The sequence below is a fragment of the Plesiomonas sp. genome, assembly GCF_051650925.1.
Classification (GTDB): domain Bacteria; phylum Pseudomonadota; class Gammaproteobacteria; order Enterobacterales; family CAMTGL01; genus Plesiomonas.
The window spans coordinates 1-5177 of record NZ_JBOFRH010000159.1 but is presented as its reverse complement, the minus strand read 5'-3'; the positions used below and the strand labels follow the sequence as shown (position 1 = coordinate 5177).

The following is a 5177-nucleotide window of genomic DNA, read 5'->3' as shown; positions in this document are numbered from 1 at the left end:
CCTTTATTTAAGGTCAGCACCGGAATTTCATGGCCCGCTATCTGCGCGTAAACTGGCGTTTTTCCCTCAGTAACTGCCTTTGTATGTAACTTTACAGGAGCACTAACCTGTGCACCAGAAACTAAAATATCAGCGTGCTCTGCAGCAAAAACTGAAGAGCACGTAATGAAAAGTACAAAAGCAAGAAGCCACCTTGAAAAGTGCTGCGTCATCATAAATACATCGTAATAAACATAGTGGTGAATTCAATGCCCGTAAGGAGAAAGCCGCTTTTAACTTACGGCTTTATAGGTGACCTTAACGGATAAACGGCTGTTGTTCAGATTACAACCCTTCGTCTTCATATGGGCTTCGATCGCCCTCTTTACGGGTTTTCAGTAACTTCAATAGCCAAATATACTGTTCTGGATTAGGCGTGACTAATTGCTCAATCTCTTCATTCATGCGCCGCGCCGCCGTAACATCATCAGCCTCTTGCAAATCATCCATTGCAGGGCGAATGTGCATTTCAAATACACCATCTTTGCTGTTATAGACCGGCAATAATGGGATCACTGCAGCATTACAGACTTTCATCATTTTACTCAGCCCCGGCAACGTTGCTTTGTAAGTACTGAAAAAATCAACAAATTCACTTTTTTCTGCACCATGATCCTGATCGGGCAAATAATAACCACAATACCCTTGGCGCACTGAGCTTAAAAACGCTTTAATGCCATCTTGTCGGGTATGTAAACGCCCACCAAAACGCAGCCGAACGCTGTTCCAGATCCAATCAACGAGTATATTACGATGCGGATTAAACATCGCTGCAATCGGCATACCTTTTGATGCCATGATGATGCCCGGAAAATCAATCGCCCAAGCATGCGGCACCATGAAAATAATATTCCGGCCACTCGCCTTTACCGCATCAACATGCTCAAAACCGATAAAACGGGTGCGTGAATCAAGAAAATCTTTGCTACGAATCGCCAGCTCCGCCATCGCCAGCATAACCTGCGCAGCGGTAGCAAACGTATCATCAACCAAGGTATCGCGTTCAGCATCCGACAGATTAGGAAAACAGTACTGCAAGTTAATCTCAGTTCTACGGCGCTGCTTTTTCGCTTTATGCCCAACAAAACGACCAATGCGGCCAGCTAAATTATCACGCAATTTGTGCGGCAAAAAGGCCAGCAGAGCCACTATCAGTAACCCACACCACACCAGCCAATAGCGTGGATGCAGCATCGATACAGTAAACTTTGGAACATGCCCTGCGGCTTTTTTTTCACGAGTCATGCGAATTCCGGCATCAATAAAAACCGATCTATAATAGAGATGATCTGTAATTTTGCAATTGCTGCGTTGATAAACGCACAAAAAACAGACTCAGCATCTACCATAGACTCAGCCTTATCTGTAAAAATAGCGTAATCGAACCTCAACAGATAATTCTGATTATGCCAATAAAGGCTGAAATCTAACTGATTTATTGCTATTTTTAACTAAAATAATACTTACTGTAATCACTAAAAAACATAATGGTAGGAATAAACCCCCTATCATCTGTGTCAATTTCTTTGGGAGTGTCACCTTTTATGCGTACTCATGCCTTAGCTTTGCTTACTGCCAGCGCCCTTCTTGCCGGTTGCAGCACCGTATCTACTGCCCCTAATATTGAAGGAAACTGGCAGCAAACCGGCGTATCTGCAGATATCAAACCTACAACATTTGAAATGAAAGATGGCCGTATGGCTGCATTTGCTGGTTGTAACCGCATGATGGGCATGGCAGCCGTTGAAAATGGCCATCTGGTGGTAAAAGGCATGGCAGCAACAATGATGATGTGCCCGCCAGAGGCTATGCAGCGTGAACAAGCTTTCACTGAGCTGCTAAATAGCAAGCCTGCCGTTAAAATCACGGGTAACACCTTGACACTGAGCAACGGTAAAACCCAGTACCAGTTCACTCAGCAACCCGCTATGGCAGAAGGTGTGACCAAATTTATCTACGTAGCCGCAGAGCGTAAAACCTGTACGGGTGTTGCCCAGCAAGAGTGCCTGCAAATTCGCGAAACTAAAGATGCGCCATGGAGCAACTACTACGGCACAATCGAAGGCTTTGAGCCAGAGCCAGGCATGTCTTACCGCTTGAGGATTAAAGAGTTTGATGTTGCTAATCCCGCGGCAGATGCCTCTTCCAAGCGCTGGATTTTAGACATGATTGTCGAAACAGCCGTCGTAAAATCGTAATCAGAGAAAGTATAGCTATTAAATAAATAGTTGATCTCTCATACAGCAATTAGCTGATCTTATTTATAAACAGCTAATTGCTTTTTACGATAAAAACCTTGGTAAGATCAAACAAATCTTATACAAAAAAGATCTGCACTATAAATTTTCTTTACAGCTTTCGTTTTATACTGATAATGATTAGGCTACTATACTGCTCTATAGTTAGAATATAACTACAATCTGTATCAGTTTTAATCTATTGTTAAGGTATTATACTTAAAAATAATTAACACCGAATAATGACGTAGATCATTATTTATCCACTGTATAGTAGATTTAACCTTATTGCGTTGTATTCGCATCCGCTGTGTTATTGAAATTATCCAATAATCGCTCATCAGGCCTGTGTACCCATGAAGCTATCCGGTTCTCTGTCACTAAAACTGGTTGTTACTTTACTGTTTTTTATCGCGATCAGTGCGATTCTCGGTATTTCTATGCTGGTACAGTATCGTAATGAAAGCGATATGATCAAAGATCTGAGTGAAAAAATAGCCTCGATACGCGCCCAACTTGTCAGTGAAGATCTGGCGAATTACCTGAAAGCTCCGCTACAAGCAAATACGGTTATTGCAATGAGCATTCAATCCGCAAACCGTATTAATACTCAAGATTTAACCTCATTCACACCACCGCTTTATAACACTATCCACAATCTTTTTCCAAATACACCACAACTGAGTTTTGTCGCTATTGGTACACATGATGGCAATTACGTAGGCATCAGCCGTGAAATGGTGAAAAATAAGTACACTCTGACATTAAAAGATCAAAACACACAGGGTGAACTACGTTTTTTTACTGATCTCAGTATACACTCACCGATTCTCAATCAGTTTAAAAACTATGATCCACGCACCCGCCCTTGGTATAGAGAAAGTGCTGATCAGAAAAAGTCATTGTGGAGTAAAGCATACCAAGATTATGATGCCTATCGTGGGATCACTGTGTCATATTCAACACCCGCCTATGACAAAAAAAATCAGTTTGTTGGCATTGTCACCTCAGATATTAAACTAAACGGGTTTAATCAATACTTAAAAAAAACAGCAAAAATAGATAATTCAATCATATTGATCTTAAACAAAGATAACCAAATCATCTCACATTCAACTGATGAGCAAACCGAAAAGCAAAGCAATATTATCGATTTCTCCTCAATGGAAGCACCCGATTTATTAACCCCTGATGCCAGTGAAGATCCACGGGTAAGAGCCGCTGCGTTTTTTATCGATCAAAAAACGCCCGGATCATATAACTTTAAAGTTAAAGGAAGCACTTATTTCCTGCGTATGATGGAAGTCGGGCAGGCAATTAAACTCGATAACTGGAAAGTCGCCGTTATCATGCCAGAGAGTGAGGTTGTTGGCAGTCTGTACGAAGACCGAAAAGAAACATTACTGTGGATTATTGCTATTTTCGCCAGTGGCGTCACCTTAACATGGGTAGCACTCTCTAAAATCACTACCCCTATCATGAATGTGGCTAAAACAGCACGTTTACTGACTAAACAACAGTGGCAACCGGTCAAACAGGAGCGTTTTGAGCTTAAAGAGATTAGACGGCTCAATGATGCATTCAATGATATGTCCAGCTCACTGTCTAATGCCTTTAATCAGCAACAATACTTTATCGAACACGATCAAAATACCGGCTTACTAAATAAAACGGGGTTAAAACAGTGGTTAGAAACTCACCTACCCGTGGAAAAAAACACGCTACAAGGCCTACTGTTACTTAGCCTCAATAATATTGATGCGATTAAAAATAGTATGGGAGATGAGAGCGTAAATGCCTTATACCGTGTTGTTGGCCAGCGTTTGTCTGCTTTTGCTCGCAGTTTATCAGAGCGAATATTAGTGATAAAAAGCTCTGATAATGGTTTTATGCTCGTCTACGTTGATGCGCTGCCAGTGATTGACTCAAGTCTACAACGCTATCTGGCTCTCTTTACCGAGTCATTCCAACTTAATAATGATGATGTTTTAATAACAACCAACATTGGTGGTGTTATTCAGCCTTTTGCGGCCGATCAGTTAGCTGATGCCTATATACAAGCCAATATTGCACGTTTAGCTGCGAAGAAAAAAGGCGAAAATACAGGGGTTATCTATGATAAAACACTCGCAGATAATGTTGGCCTTTCGACACAAATTCTCACCCATTTAAACAGCGCATTAGAAAATAATGAGCTATATCTGCACTATCAGCCTATTGTTGATCTCAAGTCTGAGAAAATATTGGGTGCAGAGGTTTTACTACGCTGGCGCTCGGCATCACTTGGGATTGTTAGCCCAGACCAGTTTATTCCCATCGCCGAGCAATCTGGTTTAATTTTGCCAATTGGCGCTTGGACACTGATGCACGCCTGCAAAGCCATTGCAGATAACATCACAAATAAGCAGTGGCCTGACAATTTTGAACTGCACATCAACATCTCTGTACGGCAGATAATCCAAACCGATTTTATTGCTATTGTCAAAAAAGCGTTAATACACAGTGGGTTAAAACCTGCCAATCTGACTCTGGAGTTAACCGAGTCAATGCTGATTGAAAACTTTAACTTTATTGAAGACAGACTACATGTATTGCGTAAAATTGGGGTAAAAATAGCCTTAGATGATTTTGGCAGTGGCTATTCAAGCCTATCGCACCTACACCGATTAACCTTTGATTGCCTGAAAATAGACCGCACATTTGTCAGCGGATTGCTCAACAGCGCAGGCAGTGATCGTGTGATTAACTCGGTTATTCAACTAGCCATCAGTTGCCAAGTTCCTCTCGTTGCTGAAGGTGTTGAAAATGCACAAGAAGCTGCACGCCTAGCACAACTGGGCGCTCAAAAAGCACAGGGCTACTACTTTGGTCGCCCTATGCCATTAGAAGAGTGGGAACTCA

4 protein-coding genes are annotated in these 5177 nt (G+C 41.8%); 2 read left to right on the top strand and 2 right to left on the bottom strand.

The window, feature by feature from the left end; all coding sequences use genetic code 11:
* Together ACRC27_RS03665 and lpxM are read right to left on the bottom strand one after the other, a co-directional pair.
* The coding region (locus tag ACRC27_RS03665) for a hypothetical protein (protein WP_438639213.1) at nucleotides 1-215 on the bottom strand (215 nt) is incomplete at its 3' end.
* Between the two features lie 109 nt (nucleotides 216-324).
* Entirely contained in the window at nucleotides 325-1284 is a 960-nt protein-coding gene (lpxM, locus tag ACRC27_RS03660) for a lauroyl-Kdo(2)-lipid IV(A) myristoyltransferase (RefSeq protein ID WP_438639212.1), read from the bottom strand.
* Between the two features lie 299 nt (nucleotides 1285-1583).
* Between lpxM and ACRC27_RS03655 the strand changes: the two genes are divergently transcribed.
* Together ACRC27_RS03655 and ACRC27_RS03650 are read left to right on the top strand one after the other, a co-directional pair.
* Nucleotides 1584-2237: a DUF4377 domain-containing protein gene (locus ACRC27_RS03655; protein WP_438621659.1), complete on the top strand. Its 654-nt coding sequence runs from the start codon at nucleotides 1584-1586 to the stop codon at nucleotides 2235-2237.
* A 395-nt stretch (nucleotides 2238-2632) separates the two neighbouring features.
* On the top strand, nucleotides 2633-5177 hold a 2545-nt coding region (locus ACRC27_RS03650), incomplete at its 3' end, for an EAL domain-containing protein (RefSeq protein WP_438639211.1).

Excerpts from the sequence above, each read along its gene's own strand:
- ACRC27_RS03655 (WP_438621659.1), top strand. The coding sequence starts at position 1,584 with ATGCGTACTCATGCCTTAGCTTTGCTTACTGCCAGCGCCCTTCTTGCC.
- lpxM (WP_438639212.1), bottom strand. The coding sequence starts at position 1,284 with ATGACTCGTGAAAAAAAAGCCGCAGGGCATGTTCCAAAGTTTACTGTA.